Genomic DNA, 17,786 nt, shown 5'->3' with positions numbered 1-17,786 from the left:
GAGCCGTTGGAACTATCCAGCGGCTCGCCCGCTGTCTCTTTGAAGAGACGCTTTCTAATTCAGAGCCGCTAGCACGCGGCTATTGGCGTCTTTCGCTTCTGCCGCGAAAACGCCCGCAAGTTCGGATAAGGGACTGGCAGTCCCGCAAAGGAGAACGGCATGAACCAAGAGGTCATGAATCTCTTCAATCCCCAGGCACCGGTTCAGCATTTCGATGCGATCCGGATCTCGATCGCGAGCCCGGAAAAGATTCTGTCGTGGTCTTTCGGCGAAATCAAGAAGCCTGAGACGATCAACTATCGTACGTTCAAGCCGGAACGGGATGGCTTGTTCTGCGCGCGCATTTTCGGTCCGATCAAGGACTACGAATGCTTGTGTGGCAAGTACAAGCGCATGAAATACAAAGGCGTCATTTGCGAAAAGTGCGGCGTGGAAGTTACGCTGTCGCGCGTTCGCCGTGAACGCATGGGCCATATCGAGCTCGCCGCTCCGGTCGCGCATATCTGGTTCCTCAAGTCGCTTCCGAGCCGCATCGGCACGCTGCTCGACATGACGCTGAAGGATATCGAGCGCGTTCTCTACTTCGAAAATTACATCGTCACCGAGCCGGGCCTCTCTGCTCTGAAGGAGCATCAGCTTCTTTCGGAAGAAGAGTATATGATGGCTGTTGACGAGTACGGCGAAGACGCTTTCACCGCGCTGATCGGTGCCGAGGCTATTCATGAGTTGCTTGCTTCGATTGACCTTGAAACGACGGCAATCGAACTGCGCGACGAACTTGCGACTACGACTTCCGACCTGAAACAGAAGAAACTTCTGAAGCGTCTGAAGATCGTCGAGAATTTTCTGGAATCGGGCAACCGTCCGGAATGGATGATTCTGCGCGTCGTACCGGTTATTCCTCCGGATCTGCGTCCGCTGGTTCCGCTGGATGGCGGTCGCTTCGCGACGTCGGACCTGAACGATCTTTATCGTCGCGTCATCAACCGCAATAACCGTCTCAAGCGCCTCATCGAGCTGCGCGCTCCGGGCATTATCGTGCGTAACGAAAAACGCATGCTGCAGGAAGCTGTCGACGCGCTATTCGACAATGGTCGTCGCGGTCGGGTCATCACGGGTGCTAACAAGCGTCCACTGAAGTCGCTCTCTGACATGCTCAAGGGCAAGCAGGGCCGTTTCCGCCAGAACCTGCTCGGCAAGCGTGTTGACTACTCTGGTCGTTCGGTCATCGTGACTGGTCCGGAACTCAAGCTGCACCAGTGCGGTCTGCCAAAGAAGATGGCACTCGAGCTGTTCAAGCCCTTCATCTATGCACGTCTTGACGCTAAAGGTTATTCGTCCACGGTCAAGCAGGCTAAGAAGCTGGTTGAGAAGGAAAAGCCGGAAGTCTGGGATATTCTCGACGAGGTCATTCGTGAGCACCCGGTTCTTCTGAACCGTGCACCTACGCTGCACCGTCTTGGCATCCAAGCCTTCGAACCTATCCTGATTGAAGGCAAGGCAATCCAGCTGCATCCGCTCGTCTGTACGGCATTCAATGCTGACTTCGACGGTGACCAGATGGCTGTGCACGTTCCACTGTCGCTCGAAGCGCAGCTGGAAGCGCGTGTGCTTATGATGTCGACAAACAACATCCTGCATCCGGCTTCAGGCGCACCGATCATCGTTCCGTCACAGGACATGGTCCTGGGCCTCTACTATCTGTCCATCGTGGCCGAGAAAGAGCCGGGCGAGGGCATGGCGTTCGCGGACATGGGCGAATTGCATCATGCGCTTAACAACGGCATCGTGACCTATCACACCAAGATCAAGGGTCGTTTCAAGACGATGGATGCCGATGGCAAGCTCGTCGCGAGGATCTATGACACGACCCCAGGTCGTCTGATCATCGGTGAACTCCTGCCAAAGAACCCGAACATTCCGTTCGAAATTTGCAACCAGGAGATGACCAAGAAGAACATCTCCAAGATGATCGATACGGTCTATCGTCACTGTGGTCAGAAAGAGACGGTCATTTTCTGTGACCGCATCATGCAGCTCGGTTTTGCCCATGCTTGCCGCGCCGGTATTTCCTTCGGCAAGGATGACATGCTCATCCCTGACACAAAGGAAAAGCTTATCACTGATACCGATACGTTGGTGAAGGAATACGAGCAGCAGTACAATGATGGCCTGATCACTCAGGGCGAAAAGTATAACAAGGTCGTCGATGCGTGGGCCAAGTGCGCCGACAAGGTCGCCGATGAAATGATGAGCCGCATCAAGGCGGTCGAATTCAATGCTGAGACCGGGCGTCAAAAGCAGATGAACTCGATCTACATGATGAGCCACTCCGGTGCCCGTGGTTCGCCGACGCAGATGCGTCAGCTCGCTGGCATGCGCGGCCTGATGGCTCGTCCGGACGGTTCGATCATTGAGACCCCGATTATCTCGAATTTCAAGGAAGGCTTGACCGTTCTTGAATATTTCAACTCGACCCATGGTGCCCGTAAGGGGCTTGCCGATACGGCTCTTAAGACCGCGAACTCGGGTTACCTGACCCGACGCCTCGTCGACGTTGCCCAGGATTGCATTGTCGTTGTTCCGGATTGCGGAACTGACAAGGGTCTTACCATGCAGCCGATCGTTGATGCCGGTCAGGTTGTGGCCTCCATTGGTCAACGCGTTCTGGGCCGTACGGCGCTCGAAGACATCATTCATCCGACCAGTGGCGACGTTCTCGTTGCTGCCGGCAGAATGATTGATGAGCGTGATGTCGAAGTGATCGAAAAGGCTGCTATCCAGTCTGTTCGCATCCGTTCGGCGCTCACCTGCGACGTTCGCGGCGGTGTCTGCTCGGTCTGCTACGGTCGCGATCTTGCACGCGGTACTCCGGTCAACATCGGCGAAGCTGTCGGCGTCATCGCCGCGCAGTCCATCGGTGAACCAGGCACGCAGCTCACCATGCGTACCTTCCACATGGGCGGCACGGCACAGGTTGTCGATCAGTCGTTCCTGGAAGCTTCGTATGAAGGTATTGTGAAGATCCGCAACCGCAACGTGGTGCGCAACTCGGACGGCCATCTGGTCGTCATGGGCCGCAATATGGCTGTCGTCATCGTCGATGAAGCGGGCAAGGAACGCGCTTCACACCGCGTCACCTACGGTAGCCGCGTCTATGTTGACGACGGTGACAAGGTCAAGCGCGGTCAGCGTATCGCTGAGTGGGATCCGTATACCCGTCCGATTTTGACGGAAGTCGGTGGTACGGTCGCCTTCGAAGACCTGATCGATGGTATCTCGATGCAGGAAGCAACCGACGAGTCGACCGGCATTACCAAGCGTGAAGTCATTGACTGGCGCGGCAAGCCGCGTGGCAACGACCTCAAGCCGGCGATTGCCGTCATGGGGCCGAACGGCAAGGTGCAGAAGCTGTCGAAGGGCGGCGATGCACGCTTCCAGATGTCGGTAGATGCGGTTCTCTCGGTCGAACCTGGCTCGGCCGTGGCTCCAGGTGACGTTGTGGCGCGTATTCCGATGGAAAGCGCCAAGACCAAGGACATCACCGGTGGTCTGCCGCGCGTGGCGGAACTGTTCGAAGCACGTCGTCCGAAGGATCACGCGATCATCGCCGAGCTTGATGGTACCGTGCGTTTCGGTCGCGATTACAAGAACAAGCGCCGCATCATCATCGAGCCGCATGAGGAAGGTGCAGAGCCGGTCGAATATCTCATTCCGAAGGGCAAGCCATTCCATCTTCAGGATGGAGACGTCATCGAGAAGGGCGACTACATCCTCGACGGCAATCCGGCACCGCATGACATTCTGGCTATCCGTGGCGTGGAGGCTCTCGCCTCCTACCTCGTCAACGAGATCCAGGAAGTCTATCGTTTGCAGGGCGTTATGATCAACGACAAGCACATCGAGGTGATTGTTCGCCAGATGCTGCAGAAGATCGAGATCACCGAGCAAGGCGACTCGACCTACATCCCTGGTGATCACGTCGATACGCTGGAGTTGCTTGAGGTCAATGAGCGGCTGGAAGAAGAAGGCAAGAAGCCTGCTGTCGGCCAGCCGGTGCTGCTCGGCATCACCAAGGCATCGCTTCAGACGCCGTCCTTCATCTCGGCTGCATCGTTCCAGGAAACGACCCGAGTGCTCACCGAAGCATCCGTGGCCGGTAAGATGGACACGTTGCAGGGCCTCAAGGAAAACGTCATCGTCGGCCGTCTCATCCCGGCCGGTACGGGCGGCTCGATGAGCAAGATTCGTCGGATTGCCTCTTCACGCGATGAACTCATCCTCGACGCACGTCGTCAGGCTTCGGGTGGCGATGTCGCGGATGCGATGCTTGCAGATATGACGGACGGCAACCAGTAAGGTTGCTTGCTACTACGCAAAAGATGAAAGGCCGCCGGAGTACTTCGGCGGCCTTTTTATTTGTTCTGTGCAAAATCGACAGCCTGCGGGATACGCATGCGTGATCGAATTTTGGGAAGAAGATACTCTTGTTCAGTTAGGCCGAGCATCTCTATCCTTGGGAGGAGGAGATGCTCTCAGAAAGAGATCTATAATCGTCTCTAGCAGAGACTGTACCGATCACGATGAATGCGATCTGCGCCCGCATTTTCCCGCACAGGTTCAACTAGGGATAGGCCGACGGATTGAACGGCATCGCCCGTATCTGGCTGAGCGGGAGGAGTTATTCGATAGATCGGCGAGGTTTCGCGCCAGACAGGCAACGACCGCAACGCAAAGATGCATGCTTCAGCAAATACCATCGCTGTAGAGTGAAGGTGCCCGCTGGTCCAGTCGCATCAGGATTTCGTCGTAAAACTCATCATTGACCTTCAGCGCCTCACGATCTCTGGCCCCTGCCTCAAAACCAAGCGAGGCGTAAAGTGCCAAAGCCGCTTCATTGCCTACCGTAACCGTCAGGCGGATCGACCGATAACCCCGCGCAGCCACGAGCAATTCTGACATTAGCTTGCTTGCGACGCCGTATCCGCGTAGGTGTGACTGCACATAGACGCCCCAAATATGCGCAACATGTTCGATCTTTGCGGAATTCTCGGCGCGTAACCCGGCAGTTCCGACAAGTCCTTCATTTAGGAAGGCGCCGAGCAAGGTGCTGTCGGAGATACGCTTCTTAAAGAAAGCGAGCGGCTGTGTCTCTTCGGATTCGAAAGATGAGGCGAAGCAATTCGGGTGCAAGCGCAGTGCTTCGAGCCGAATTGCGCGATACGCTTCAGCATCTCTTGTCCTTAACCGTCTGAGGATGAGCGCCGGCATGAATGCCTCCCAAGGGCGACAATAAAAAACCCCGCACGGTGGCGGGGGTTTTTAATGTTTGCAAGGAATTAAATCAATTACTTGATCTTGGTTTCCTTGAACTCCACATGCTTGCGAACCACCGGGTCGTACTTGCGGAACGAGAGCTTCTCGGTCTTGGTACGGCTGTTCTTGCTGGTGACGTAGAAGAAGCCGGTGTCAGCGGTGGACAGAAGCTTGATCTTGATATTTGCGGCCTTCGCCATGATCGGATCCAGTCTTGATTAGAAAGTTTTGCGGCCGATCCGAGTCATTTGCATGCGGACAGGCGATTGTTGCGCCGACACATAAAGAAATAGGCCTAAAAGTCAAGCACGCAGTGTCGGCTTAGACGTCATTTGCGCCCGGTTGCTATAACGCGAATGATAATGAGCAGCAGATAAAGCACGAAAAATGCGCCGATTGCGAGTTCGAAGCCGTGCACCCCGAACAGGTCCATCGAGGAGCCAATCGCTTGCGGCCCAAGCAGCATGCCGAAGCCGTAGCAGAAGACGAAGGCGGCGTTTGCCGAGGCAAGATCGCCGCCAGACAGGCGTGAACCGAGATGCGCAAGGCCAATGGTATAGAGGCCGGCGACGACACCGCCCCAGAAGAACAAGACAAGGGCAGCGAGATACCAGCTTTGAATGACAAAGGGTAGAATTCCCATGCCCACTAGTCCAAAGACCGCGCACACGGCGAGCAAGACACGGCGGTCGCTGACACGGTCGGAAAGAATACCTAGCGGAATTTGCAGGATAACATTGCCAAGACCTATGGCAGTAAGCAGAAGTGCCGCATCGCCTTCGCTGAAACCGGAACGCGCGCCGTAGACGGGGAAGAGCGCGAAGCCGCCTGTTTCCACAGCGCCAAAGACGAGAACGGCTGCGGTCGCTGCCGGTACCATGAAGATGTAGGGCACAAAACTTGCCGATTTGCCGTGGGTGCCACCGTCGAGAGAGGGTTCTTCGCGTCTGGCGATGGCAACGGGCACCAGGGCGAGCGACACGATCAGTACCGTGACAAGATAAGGCATGAAGCCGGCGCTTCCTATCTGCGAAAACAAGAAGGGGCCGAGCGCGAATCCGAGCGAGAGCATTGTTGCATAAATACCAAGCACCAGCCCGCGTTTGGCTGGCGGAGCGGAAGTCGATATCCAGAATTCTGAAAGGATGAAGAGGGTTGTCAGAGCGACGTGGAGCGTGACGCGCAGCGGAAACCACATCCAGAAATCCGTCGCGAGATAAAAGCCCAAAAATGAAAGCGCGCCGATGACGATCATCGTCAGTAAAATGTTGATGACACCGAACCTGCGCGCAATCGGGATGGCGAACCAGGCGCCGACGATGGAGGCGAGGCCTGCGACTGCGGTGTTCGCGCCGATCATCGATGTGGAATAGCCGCGCGATTCCAGGGTGATGCTCAAGAGTGGGATACCCAGACCAATAGCGATGCCAACAACACTGATGGCTGCGATGGCCGCGCCGACAGAGAGCCAGCGGACGTGTTCTGGAAGCGCTTCGGATTGCATAGGGATACTTTCTGCCATGGTTCTTCGCGCAGGAAGTATCAGACCATCGTGCGCAGGAACTGGTTATAGCGCATCTGGTAGAAGGGAATATTACTGTCCGGCGAAAGCTGTGGATCGTCCTTGAGACGCTCGATGAGATCGCCCAGAATCCAGCTTGTGATACGCGGAATGTCCAAGGTTCTGGCTTCGTCAAGGGGCATCCAGACCTGTTCTTCCAACTCATTGGTCGGGCCACCATCCGGAAGCGTCAGCGCAACGGCATCCTCGCGCCAAACGGCAAAGAAACGTGTATCATATCGGCGCACGCGACCGGGTGGCGTGATGGCGCGGGCGACCAGCCGCAGCTGAGAAAGCGTAGGCGCGACCCCATGGTTGCAAAAACCCTGCCAGCCTGAAATACCGGATTGGTAGTCGGCGCGCCTGCCGATCAGCGCCCCACATTCTTCATAGGTCTCGCGAATTGCGGAAAGCGCGATCGCCCGCGCGCGTGCCTTGCTGGTCCGATTGGTACAGAGGCGATGTTCGACAAGCGGGTGCAACTCGTCCGAGGTTTTCACGCGCGAATCTGTTGGGTCGGTGCGTCCGCCTGGAAAGACGAACTTGCCGGGCATGAAGGCATGGCTCATGTGACGTCTGCCCATGAGAACTGAAATCTCATCTGGTGACGTGCGATCGAGAAGCAGAAGCGTCGCTGCATCGCGTGGACGTTTTGGACCCTTTCCCAGAGCGGAATCCTTGGACTCCGCCGTATCCAGTTCGGCGCGCGACATTTTCTTCATGCAAAGCTCTCCTCTTGAAAAGGGAGATTAGTGATCGCCGCCGCGTTTTTCCAGCGCTTCCTTACCTGTATCGAAACCGTGCATACGCAGGGCCCACTGGAGGCCGACGACCGCTCCCTTGACAGGGTTGAGCAACGCCAGAGACAGAACGAGCGTGATTGGCAACCAGATCGCGAGATGAGCCCACATGGACAGACTGAAGGCCTGTTCGGCGCCCATGAATCCGGCAACGACGATATGGCCGACCAGGAAAATCACCAGATAGGCCGGCAGGTCGTCGGCACGGTGATGGTGAAACTCCTGGCCGCAGACTTCGCAAGCCGGCGCGGTCTTGAGAAAGCTCGAGAAGAGCCTGCCTTGTCCGCACCGCGGGCAGCGGCAGAAGAAGCCGTTCTTCATGGCGGTCCAGAGGGAGCGTTCGGCAGGTTTTTGCGCTTTGTCTTCTCCGCCATAGACCTTCATGATTCCTACCTTTTGCGTCTGGTATGCCGTCCGGATTGCGAGGCACGGGCGCGCATGCGCTGAGTTTTTGCCTTATGATGCGACTGCTTTGAGCCTTGCAGCGGTGTGGGATCCGAGACCATCTCGAACTCCATGGCCCCAGCCATTGGCAGGACATCAAGGATCTTGATCTCGACATGATCAGCCAGTCGATAACCGGCTCTGCTTTTTTCGCCGATCAGAGCCTGCATGGCTTCGTCAAAGTGGAAATATTCATTGCCGAGCTTCGAGATCGGAATAAAACCATCGGTACCGTAAAGTGGCAATTGGACAAATAGTCCCGATTTGGTCACGCCCGAAATGCGTCCGTCAAAAGTTTCGCCAATGTGATCAGCCAGATGCGTGGCGACGAGCCGATCGATCGTATCGCGTTCGGCTGCCATGGCGCGACGTTCGGTTGTTGAAACCGTTGCGGCGATCTCGACCAGATTTTGTTCCTCCTGCCGCATAAGCCCGTCGGATCCGAGATCGAGAGCCGAGATGAGCGCTCGGTGCACGATCAGATCGGCATAGCGTCGGATCGGCGAGGTGAAATGTGCGTAGCGCGCCAGGTTGAGGCCGAAGTGTCCAAGATTGGACGGGGCATATTCCGCCTGGCTCTGCGAACGCAGTACCACTTTGGACGCGAGTTCCTCATGATCCGTCCCCTCGACTTGTGATAGGATGCCATTGAACCTGGCCGGGGTGAGATCAGCCCCGCGTGCCAGCGAAAGCCCTATCGTGGCCAGAAACTCGCGCAAGGTTTCCTGTTTGGCGAGTGAGGGCGCATCGTGGACGCGATAAACCAGCGGCTGCTTCCGGGTTTCCAAGGTTTCGGCAGCGCAGACATTGGCCTGGATCATGAATTCCTCGATGAGCTTGTGCGCATCGAGACGCTCCGGGATGATGACGCGATCGACGCGCCCATCTTCAGTGAGCAGAATCTTGCGTTCCGGTAGATCGAGTTCCAGAGGCTCGCGGCGATCCCGCCCGCGTTTCAGAACCTCATAGGCCGACCAGAGGGGCTTCAGGACGGTGTCACGAATAGACTCGGGTACGTCGTTGGGCGTGCCGTCGATGGCTGCCTGCGCAGCTTGGTAGGCCAGCTTGGCAGCGGACCGCATGACAACACGGTGGAAACTGTGCCTGATCTTACGACCGTCAGAGGCAAACGTCATGCGCACGGCAAGGGCAGGGCGCTCGACGCCCTCCTTGAGCGAACAGAGGTCGTTCGAGATGCGTTCGGGCAGCATCGGTACGACACGGTCCGGGAAATAGACCGAGTTGCCGCGCTTCAACGCTTCGCGATCCAGTGCGCTGCCCGGGCGCACATAAGCGGCGACATCGGCGATTGCCACTGTAGCGATGACGCCGCCCGGATTTTTCTCGTCCGTATCCGGTTCGGCATACACGGCGTCGTCATGGTCCTTCGCGTCTGCCGGGTCTATAGTAACGAGCGGCAGGTCGCGCCAGTCCTCCCGGCCCTCAAGCGAAACCTTCGCCGGTGCCGATTCGGCTTCGGTGATGACGGCGTCTGGAAAGATATGGGGGATATCGTGCGCATAAATGGCGATCATAGAGATCGCCTTTTCGCTCTGTTGCGCGCCGACGACCTGTGCAACCTTCCCGACGGCCTGACCGTAACGATTGGTGCGACCGGTCTCCACTTCGACGAGATCGCCGATCTGAGCCCCGTTTAAATCTTCCTCGCGCAGCGTCACGTCCGGCTGACGACGGTCTATTCCCTCGATGCGATAGCGCTCCCCATCCTTGCGCAGAATACCGAGAACCGCCGTCTGCTTCTTCTCGAGAACCTTGACGACGCGACCGGAGTACGGGATCGCCTCGTCACCGGAAACGAAGAATATTTTTGCGAGAATCCGGTCCCCAACACCTGGCGTCGGGCCTTTGACGTGGCGCGGCATCTTTACCGAAACAATGGGGAGATTTTCACTGCTGCCATCCCGCTCGACTGGCTTTGCCAGAAGGCCGCCATCGCGTTCACGGCCGAAAATATCGAGAACGGAGAGCGGTGGCAACCGGCCGGCATTGCCGAAGCGTTTGCCCTGCGATTTCAGGACACCATCATCCTCCATCGCCTGAAGCTCATCGTTGAGCCATAGGCGATCCTCTCCTTTGAGAGAGAAACCGCGCGCAATTTCCCGTTTTCCTGAGCGTCCCGGGTTCTCATTGATGAATTCGAGGATCTGCTCGCGCGTCGGACGGTATTGCCCGACACCTTTGGCACGACTGCCGGCCTGATCTTGCTGTCTTGTCGAGCCGGGCTTCTTCTTGGCCAAATTACCTAATCCTCTTTAGCAGCTTTCTTTGCTGTTTTCTTGGGCGCGGCCTTTTTCTTCGGCGCCGCTTTCTTAGTTTCCGCGGTGTCTGCCTTCTTCGCAGTTGCCTTTTTGGGTGCAGCCTTTTTTTTCGTGCCCCCGCCCTTGGCTTCCTTCTCAGCGATGAGCTGCAGAGCCTGTTCCAGCGTTACGTTTTCAGGATCGATACTCTTTGGCAAGGTGGCATTGATCTTGCCATGATTTACATACGGCCCAAAACGTCCGGCACGCACGGTAATCGCGCCGCCTTCCGGGTGATCCCCCAACGTCTTGAGCGGCGTTGCCGAGCTTGAAGCGCCGCGTCCGCGCGGATTAGCCATCTTCTCGGCAATGACCGTTACAGCCCGGTTGAGGCCAATGGTGAAGACGTCCTCAACGCTTTCGAGATTGGCGTAGGTGCCATCATGCAGCACGAAGGGACCGTACCGACCGATCCCGGCGGTGATCATCTTGCCGCTTTCCGGATGATTGCCAACGTCGCGTGGCAGGGCGAGAAGTTGCAGTGCCTTTTCCAGATCGATCGAGTTGGCGTCCCAACCCTTCGGTAAGCTACCGCGCTTGGCGTCCTTGCCATCGCCGCGCTGAACATAGGGGCCGAAGCGGCCGATCTTCAATGAAACCTCTTCACCGGTGGCGGGATCCGCGCCGAGAACGCGGTCGCCGGAGGCAACTTGTTCGTCGCCATTGGCGCCATCGGTCAGCTGGCGCGTGAAGCCGCACTCCGGATAGTTGGAGCAGCCCACGAAGGCACCGTAGCGTCCGAGCTTGAGCGATAACTGACCTGAGCCGCAACGTGGGCAGGAACGCGGATCGGAACCGTCACCTCGATCCGGGAAGGCGAGCGGGGCAAGCTGCTCATTGAGCGAGTCCAGAACGTCGGTAATGCGCAGTTCCGAAATATCATCGATCGCACCAGAGAAGTCGCGCCAGAAATCACGTAAAACTTCCTTCCAGAAGATGCGACCACCAGAAATGTCGTCGAGCTTCTCTTCAAGCGAGGCCGTGAAATCATATTCAACATAGCGCTCGAAGAAACCTTCAAGGAACGCCGACAGCAAGCGACCTTTGGGTTGCGGCACGAGTTGTCGCTTTTCCATCTGCACGTAGTCGCGGTCGACCAGGGTGTTGAGGATGGAGGTATAGGTCGAGGGGCGACCTATACCGAGTTCTTCCATCTTCTTGATGAGGGCTGCTTCCGAGTAGCGGGGTGGTGGTTCCGTCGAGTGCTGCGTTGGATTGACTGCCTCGCGTTGCAGGGCATCATTGGATCGGATTTCCGGCAGACGCTTGTCATCCTCGCCTTCCGGTTCTTCTTCCCGATTGATCGAATACGAAGCCAGGAAGCCATCGAAACGCATCACGGAGCCGACCGCGCGCAAAATGGCATTCCGGGCGCCGTTTCTGGCCTCAATCTCGACGGTGGTGCGTTCGATCTCGGCCGATTCCATCTGGCTCGAAATTGCCCGCTGCCAGATGATTTCATAGAGGCGGAACTGATCCTGGTCGAGGAAGCGCTTGACGCTGGCAGGTGTGCGCGAAAAATCGGTCGGACGAATGGCTTCGTGCGCTTCCTGCGCATTCTTGGCCTTCGTCGCATAGTAACGCTGCTTCTCAGGCAGGTAGCGGTCGCCGAATTCCGCGGCGATGGTTTTGCGGGCGGCAGTAATGGCTTCCTGCGCCATCTGCACGCCGTCCGTACGCATATAGGTGATGAGACCTGCCGTTTCGCCGCCGATATCGACGCCTTCATAAAGGCGCTGGGCGATCTGCATGGTGCGGGACGCGGCAAAGCCCAGACGCGACGAAGCGGCCTGCTGCAAGGTCGACGTGGTGAAGGGCGGGCCGGGATTGCGCTTCGTCGGCTTTGCTTCGACGCTAGTGGCGTTGAAGCTTGCGCCATTCAGCATATCGCGAATCGCAAAGGCCTGTTCTTCATTGGCGATGTCGAGCTTTTGCAGCTTTTTACCATCATAAGCGGTAAGACGGGCTTCAAAACCATCGCCGCGTGGTGTCTTCAGCTTGGCGGCGATCTGCCAATATTCCTGACGAATAAAACGGTCGATCTCATTTTCCCGATCGGAAACCAGCCGCAGCGCAACCGACTGGACGCGGCCAGCAGAACGTGCGCCGGGCAATTTGCGCCAGAGGACCGGCGAGAGATTGAAGCCGACGAGATAGTCGAGCGCACGGCGGGCAAGATAAGCCTCAACCAGTGCGGTATCGATCTCGCGTGGATTGGCCATTGCGTCCAGCACCGACTTCTTGGTGATGGCATTGAAGACGACACGCTGAACCGGCTTATCCTTGATCGCTTTCTTTTGCTTCAGCACTTCCAGTACATGCCAGGAAATTGCTTCACCTTCGCGATCCGGATCAGTCGCCAGAATCAGACGGTCAGCGCCTTTGACAGCGCTGACGATGTCGGAAAGTCGCTTGGAAGAGGCGCTATCGACGGACCAGGACATTTCGAAATCCTCGTCCGGACGCACCGATCCATCCTTCGGCGGTAGATCGCGGACATGGCCAAATGAGGCCAAAACCTTGTAATCATTGCCGAGATATTTGTTGATGGTCTTCGCTTTAGCCGGAGACTCGACGATAACGACGTCCATGTCCGTCCTTGTTTTAAAACTAATGAAATACCGCCAGCCCCCGCCGACGATTTGCAAATTGCTTCGTCACATGGCGCTGGAAATGGTTTTGGTCAAGTGCACAGCACGGATTTGCCTAGCCTTCAACCTGAAATGCAACCGTAGATATGCAAAAAACAACTATTGCGCTTTGGGTTGAGTTTACGGCAATCTCTATTTCAAGTTGCTGCGGCTACTTAAACACAATCGAAATTGAATGCGCAACGTCTAATACGAATGCGCTGTAGCTATCGTATCGGATGGCACGAGACGCTCGGAGCGATTGCGCATGCGTCTTACACGGGAGGTGGTTCAATGACGATGCGCCGAGACGACGGTATGAAGCTCGCCGAACTCGATTATATCCAACAAATGCTGCTCGAACTTTGCCGCATTTCGCGGCGGCGTGATCTCGGTTTTCTTACATATCTAATTGAAATGGCCTATTCGGAGGCCTCCGATATGAAAGAGGGCATGAGGCCGCTCAATCCCAAGCCCGCGCAACCGCGCGATCCACTCAGACCCGCTTCATCGCCCGCTAACGGTGCTCAGAAACTGTGAAGTGAGACGCGATTACCGGGGTGCCGCTCCAAGCGACCGGCAATCTCCAGCTCCAGAAGTATCAGGTGGATTTTTGCCGGCGCGATTCCCGTGTGTCGTACGATCTCGTCCACAGGGGTAGGTATCGCACCAAGCGCTTCGACCACGGCACTGCGTTCGCTGTCGCCTGGGGGAGAGACGGTGGATAAATCGGGGGGCTCGTATGCAAGGGGTGGAATCACCGGCGGGTTGTCGATCATGGGGAGAAGTGCTTCGACTATATCGCGGGTTTCGCAAACGATGGATGCGCCGTCACGCAGCAAGCGATTGGTGCCGCCAGAGCGAGGATCAAGCGGCGAACCAGGAACCGCAAAGACTAATCGGCCCATTTCACCGGCCAGGCGCGCGCTGATCAGGGAGCCGCTTTTGTGTGTGGCTTCGACCACGACGAGACCAAGTGAAATCCCGGCAATCAATCGATTGCGGCGCGGGAAATCCTGGGCGCGTGGTTCCCAGCCGAGCGGCATCTCCGAGACAAGCATACCGCGCTTGGTGATGTCCTGCGCAAGATCGAAGTTCTGCGGCGGGTAGGGGCGATCGATGCCACCCGCCAGAGCGGCGATGGTGCCGCTCTGCAAACTGCCGAGATGAGCCGCGGTATCTATGCCGCGGGCGAGGCCCGAGACGATGCAGAAGTCGGCACTGGCGAGTTCTGCCGCGATCTGCCGCGCGAATTTCGTGCCGGCGATCGAGGCATTGCGCGCCCCGACGATGGCGACCGGAGGCATGGTGAAGACGCTGGGATCGCCTTTGATGCCGAGCAGAGGTGGTGGATGGTCGATAGCGCGTAAATATTTTGGATAGTCCCTTTCGCCGATGGCGACGAGACGGATGCCGGTGTCTCGGGCGAAATCCATTTCGCGTTCTGCTTGAGCTTGCGTAGTCACGCGAAACGGTTTCGTGTTTCCGCCTTGGCGTGCGAGATCGGGAAGAGCTTCCAGCGCTGCGTCGGCAGAACCATAGGCGTTTATCAGATCGCGAAAGGTGGCGGGGCCGATGTTCGGAGTACGGATCAGACGCAGCCAGCTCAGTCTTTGTTGATCGGTGAGTTCTGGTCTGCCGCGCCTGTCCGACATATTATCCTTTCGATCCGATCCGGGTTTCGGTTCCGGAAAGGATCCGGCCGATATTTGGCCGGTGCTTGATGAAAACGATAAGGCTCATGAATACGAGGAGCGTACCGATCTTGGGATGACCGGCAATGAAAATCGATGCTGGAACGGCAACTGCTGCCACCAGGGCCGAAAGGGACGAAATTCTCGTCAGGAACGCGGTGCCAAGCCAGAAAACCGCGAAGATGAGTGCACCCGGCCACCAGAGGGCAATCAGCACACCGAGATAAGTCGCGACACCCTTGCCGCCCTTGAAGCCGAGCCAAGCTGGATAGAGATGGCCGAGAAACGCGCCAAGGCCGGCGAAAAGAGCTGCGTCTGGAGCAATGTAGCGCGCGAGGACCACCGCAGCAGTGCCCTTCAAGGCGTCGAGCAGGAGGGTAAGGGCGGCAAGTTTCTTATTGCCGGTTCTCAGCACATTTGTGGCACCGATATTGCCTGAACCGATGGAACGCACGTCTCCGAAACCTGCGGCACGCGTCAGCAGAAGGCCGAAGGGTATCGAGCCGAGAAGGTAGCCCGTTGCCAGGGCAATGACGGCCTGAAGAGGCGTAGCAATCAAGTCGAACACGGAAAAGTCCTCGTTCCAGCGGGTTTGATGAGGGATTTTTCAAGTTTCTACAATTGCGTGATCCTGCAATTGCGCAATATCGGAAATCGGCGCAGGATGACTCTTTGTCTCCCGCGCCATTTCTCATTCCTTATCTGTAGACGGTACGGCCTGCGACCATGGTGCGCAACACCTTGCCTTGAAGCCGTGCGCCTTCGTAACAAGTGTTCTTTGAACGCGAACGCAATTCGTTTTCTTTCACCAGCCATGGCTCATCGAGTGAGACAAGCGTGATGTCCGCGCGGACTCCCTTGGCTAATGTACCAGCGTCGAGGCCGAACAGCTTGGCCGGTCGGGTGGAGAGTGCGTCGATAAGGCGTAGGAGTGAAACGTCACCGCTGTGATACAGGCGGAGCGCGACAGCAAGGAGTGTCTCGAGGCCCACAGCGCCGTCGGCTGCGTCGGCAAAGGGCAGGCGCTTGGTGTCGACGTTCTGCGGATCATGCGAGGAAACGATGATATCAATCGTACCGTCGTTGAGCGCTTCTATCATCGCCCTGCGATCGTCTTCAGCGCGCAGGGGCGGCGCAAGCTTGAAGAAAGTTCGATAGGCTCCTACGTCGTTTTCGTTGAGTGCCAGATTGTTGATCGATACGCCAGCCGTGACAGGTGCACCGTCATTCTTGGCACGTGCGATAGCTCGCGCCGAAAGATCCGTCGAAATCTTCGCGGCGTGATATTTTCCGCCCGTGAGGCGGGCAAGCATCAGGTCGCGTTCGAGGGGGATGGTTTCAGCTTCGCGCGGGATACCCGGAAGTCCCAGCCAACTGGCAAACAGACCCTCGTTCATGACACCGCCGGATGCAAGATCGTCGTCTTGCGTTTCCTGCGCAATAGTGGCCCCGAAATCACGCGCATAAGTGAGAGCACGGCGCATGACGAGCGAACTTTTGATCGTGTGACGGCCGTCTGTGAACATGACAGCTCCCGCATCGCGCAACAGGCCGAACTCGCTCATTTCCACGCCTTCCAGTCCTTTGGTGACCGATGCGGCAGGATAGACGTGGACAATGGCCGTATCGCGGGCGGTGCGCAGCACGTGCTCGACGAGTGCTGGGTCATCGACCGCTGGATGCGTGTCTGGCATGGTGATGACAGAGGTGACACCCCCTGCTGCTGCTGCCTGACTGGCAGACGCGATGGTTTCGCGATGTTCGGCACCAGGCTCGCCAACATAGACCCGGGCGTCGACGAGGCCGGGAATTAGGAGCGAGCCATTGCAATCGACGATTTCGCAACCCGCGGGAGCGCCCTGGTTGCGGGCACCCGCACCGCTGGCCACGATCCTGCCATTCTCGACGAGAACCGATCCGGTCTCGTCCATGTCCCGCGACGGATCGACGATACGCGCATTTTCAAACAGGGTGGCGTTCATCGGTCGGCATCCTTGTTCTCGCGGCGCGGATCGAGCAGGGCTTCCATCACCGCCATGCGAACGGCGACGCCCATTTCCACTTGCTCCTGAATAACGCTTTGGGGACCATCGGCAATTTCCGAGGAGATCTCGACGCCGCGGTTCATCGGACCGGGATGCATGACGAGCGCATCGTCCTTGGCGGCTTTCAGCTTTTCGGCGTCAAGGCCGTAATAGCGTGCATATTCGCGTATCGAAGGAACGAAGGCGCCCGCCATCCGCTCCCTTTGAAGACGCAGCGCCATGACGACGTCGGCACCCTTGAGACCGTCCGCCATCGATTGCATGACTTCGACGCTCATCTGGTCGACATCGGTTGGCAAAAGCGTGGAGGGGGCAACAACACGGACGCGCGCACCCATGGCGTTCAGAAGAAGAATATTGGAGCGCGCGACGCGCGAATGCAGCACGTCGCCACAGATTGCCACCGTTAGTCCGCCGATCCGACCCTTCGCACGGCGGATGGTGAGGGCGTCAAGCAGCGCTTGCGTGGGATGTTCGTGGGCGCCGTCTCCTGCATTGACGACCGAACAATCGACCTTCTGCGAAAGCAGCGCAGCGGCACCTGCGGACGAGTGGCGAATGACCAGAATATCGGGACGCATGGCGTTTAAAGTCGTCGCTGTGTCGACCAGCGTTTCTCCCTTCTTCACTGAAGAGCTTGCCACTGACATGTTCATGACGTCCGCGCCGAGACGTTTGCCGGCGAGTTCGAAGGAGGATTGCGTGCGAGTGGAGGCCTCGAAGAAGAGATTTATCTGGGTGCGACCGCGTAAAGCGCTGGTTTTCTTCTGGGATTGTCTGGAGATCGCGACCGCGGCATCGGCGCGGTCGAGCAATGTTTCGATATCGGGCGGGGTAAGGCCCTGAATGCCAAGCAGGTGGCGATGCTCGAAGAGCGGAAAGGGAGAATTTTGTGTCATCTTAAAACGCAGCTTCTACGCCGGAGGCGTGGTCGGAGCAAGTCTTTCCGAGCGCAGGTCTGGTGACGCCGAATTCAGC

Annotated in this window: 13 protein-coding genes; 2 read left to right on the top strand and 11 right to left on the bottom strand. The window is 57.4% G+C overall.

From position 1 onward, the window contains the following. The first annotated feature begins 159 nt into the window (after positions 1–159). A complete protein-coding gene (rpoC, locus tag IE151_RS01725) occupies positions 160–4,359 on the top strand; it encodes a DNA-directed RNA polymerase subunit beta' (protein ID WP_189487234.1) in 4,200 nt (1,399 codons plus the stop codon). Positions 4,360–4,746: 387 nt separating this feature from the next. On the opposite strand, the gene IE151_RS01720 is transcribed toward rpoC, so the two are convergent. The 7 genes from IE151_RS01720 to topA all read right to left on the bottom strand — a co-directional run bounded on the left by IE151_RS01720 (position 4,747) and on the right by topA (position 13,030). After that, a complete protein-coding gene (locus IE151_RS01720; protein ID WP_189487232.1) occupies positions 4,747–5,271 on the bottom strand; it encodes a GNAT family N-acetyltransferase in 525 nt (174 codons plus the stop codon). Between the two features lie 77 nt (positions 5,272–5,348). Further along, a complete protein-coding gene (rpmG, locus tag IE151_RS01715; protein WP_189487230.1) occupies positions 5,349–5,516 on the bottom strand; it encodes a 50S ribosomal protein L33 in 168 nt (55 codons plus the stop codon). A gap of 128 nt (positions 5,517–5,644) precedes the next feature. Beyond that, complete coding sequence (locus IE151_RS01710; protein ID WP_189487228.1) at positions 5,645–6,838, bottom strand: MFS transporter; 1,194 nt, start codon at positions 6,836–6,838, stop codon at positions 5,645–5,647. 20 nt (positions 6,839–6,858) lie between these two features. Further along, positions 6,859–7,599: an NUDIX hydrolase gene (locus IE151_RS01705; protein WP_189487226.1), complete on the bottom strand. Its 741-nt coding sequence runs from the start codon at positions 7,597–7,599 to the stop codon at positions 6,859–6,861. Positions 7,600–7,626: 27 nt separating this feature from the next. Next, positions 7,627–8,061, bottom strand: a complete 435-nt coding sequence (locus IE151_RS01700; RefSeq protein ID WP_189487224.1) for a DUF983 domain-containing protein — start codon at positions 8,059–8,061, stop codon at positions 7,627–7,629. A 5-nt stretch (positions 8,062–8,066) separates the two neighbouring features. Next, complete coding sequence (rnr, locus tag IE151_RS01695) at positions 8,067–10,379, bottom strand: ribonuclease R (RefSeq protein ID WP_189487222.1); 2,313 nt, start codon at positions 10,377–10,379, stop codon at positions 8,067–8,069. Between the two features lie 5 nt (positions 10,380–10,384). Then, positions 10,385–13,030, bottom strand: coding sequence for a type I DNA topoisomerase (topA, locus tag IE151_RS01690; RefSeq protein WP_189487220.1), 2,646 nt, complete (start codon positions 13,028–13,030; stop codon positions 10,385–10,387). 357 nt (positions 13,031–13,387) lie between these two features. Between topA and IE151_RS01685 the strand changes: the two genes are divergently transcribed. Next, on the top strand, positions 13,388–13,609 hold the full coding sequence (locus IE151_RS01685; RefSeq protein ID WP_189487218.1) for a hypothetical protein: 222 nt from the start codon (positions 13,388–13,390) through the stop codon (positions 13,607–13,609). Here IE151_RS01685 and dprA read toward each other — a convergent pair. From dprA to IE151_RS01665, 4 genes are all read right to left on the bottom strand, one after another. Next, positions 13,597–14,724, bottom strand: a complete 1,128-nt coding sequence (dprA, locus tag IE151_RS01680; RefSeq protein WP_189487216.1) for a DNA-processing protein DprA — start codon at positions 14,722–14,724, stop codon at positions 13,597–13,599. The genes IE151_RS01685 and dprA overlap by 13 nt on opposite strands. Before the next feature lies 1 nt (position 14,725). Further along, on the bottom strand, positions 14,726–15,331 hold the full coding sequence (plsY, locus tag IE151_RS01675; protein WP_244636563.1) for a glycerol-3-phosphate 1-O-acyltransferase PlsY: 606 nt from the start codon (positions 15,329–15,331) through the stop codon (positions 14,726–14,728). 130 nt (positions 15,332–15,461) lie between these two features. After that, on the bottom strand, positions 15,462–16,745 hold the full coding sequence (locus tag IE151_RS01670) for a dihydroorotase (protein ID WP_189487209.1): 1,284 nt from the start codon (positions 16,743–16,745) through the stop codon (positions 15,462–15,464). Beyond that, complete coding sequence (locus tag IE151_RS01665; RefSeq protein ID WP_189487207.1) at positions 16,742–17,707, bottom strand: aspartate carbamoyltransferase catalytic subunit; 966 nt, start codon at positions 17,705–17,707, stop codon at positions 16,742–16,744. Before IE151_RS01665 ends, IE151_RS01670 begins: the two co-directional genes overlap by 4 nt. Positions 17,708–17,786 lie beyond the last annotated feature (79 nt).

Source organism: Limoniibacter endophyticus, from assembly GCF_014652835.1.
Classification (GTDB): domain Bacteria; phylum Pseudomonadota; class Alphaproteobacteria; order Rhizobiales; family Rhizobiaceae; genus Limoniibacter; species Limoniibacter endophyticus.
The sequence above is the reverse complement of the archived record's forward strand: the minus strand, read 5'-3'. Positions and strand labels throughout refer to the sequence as shown.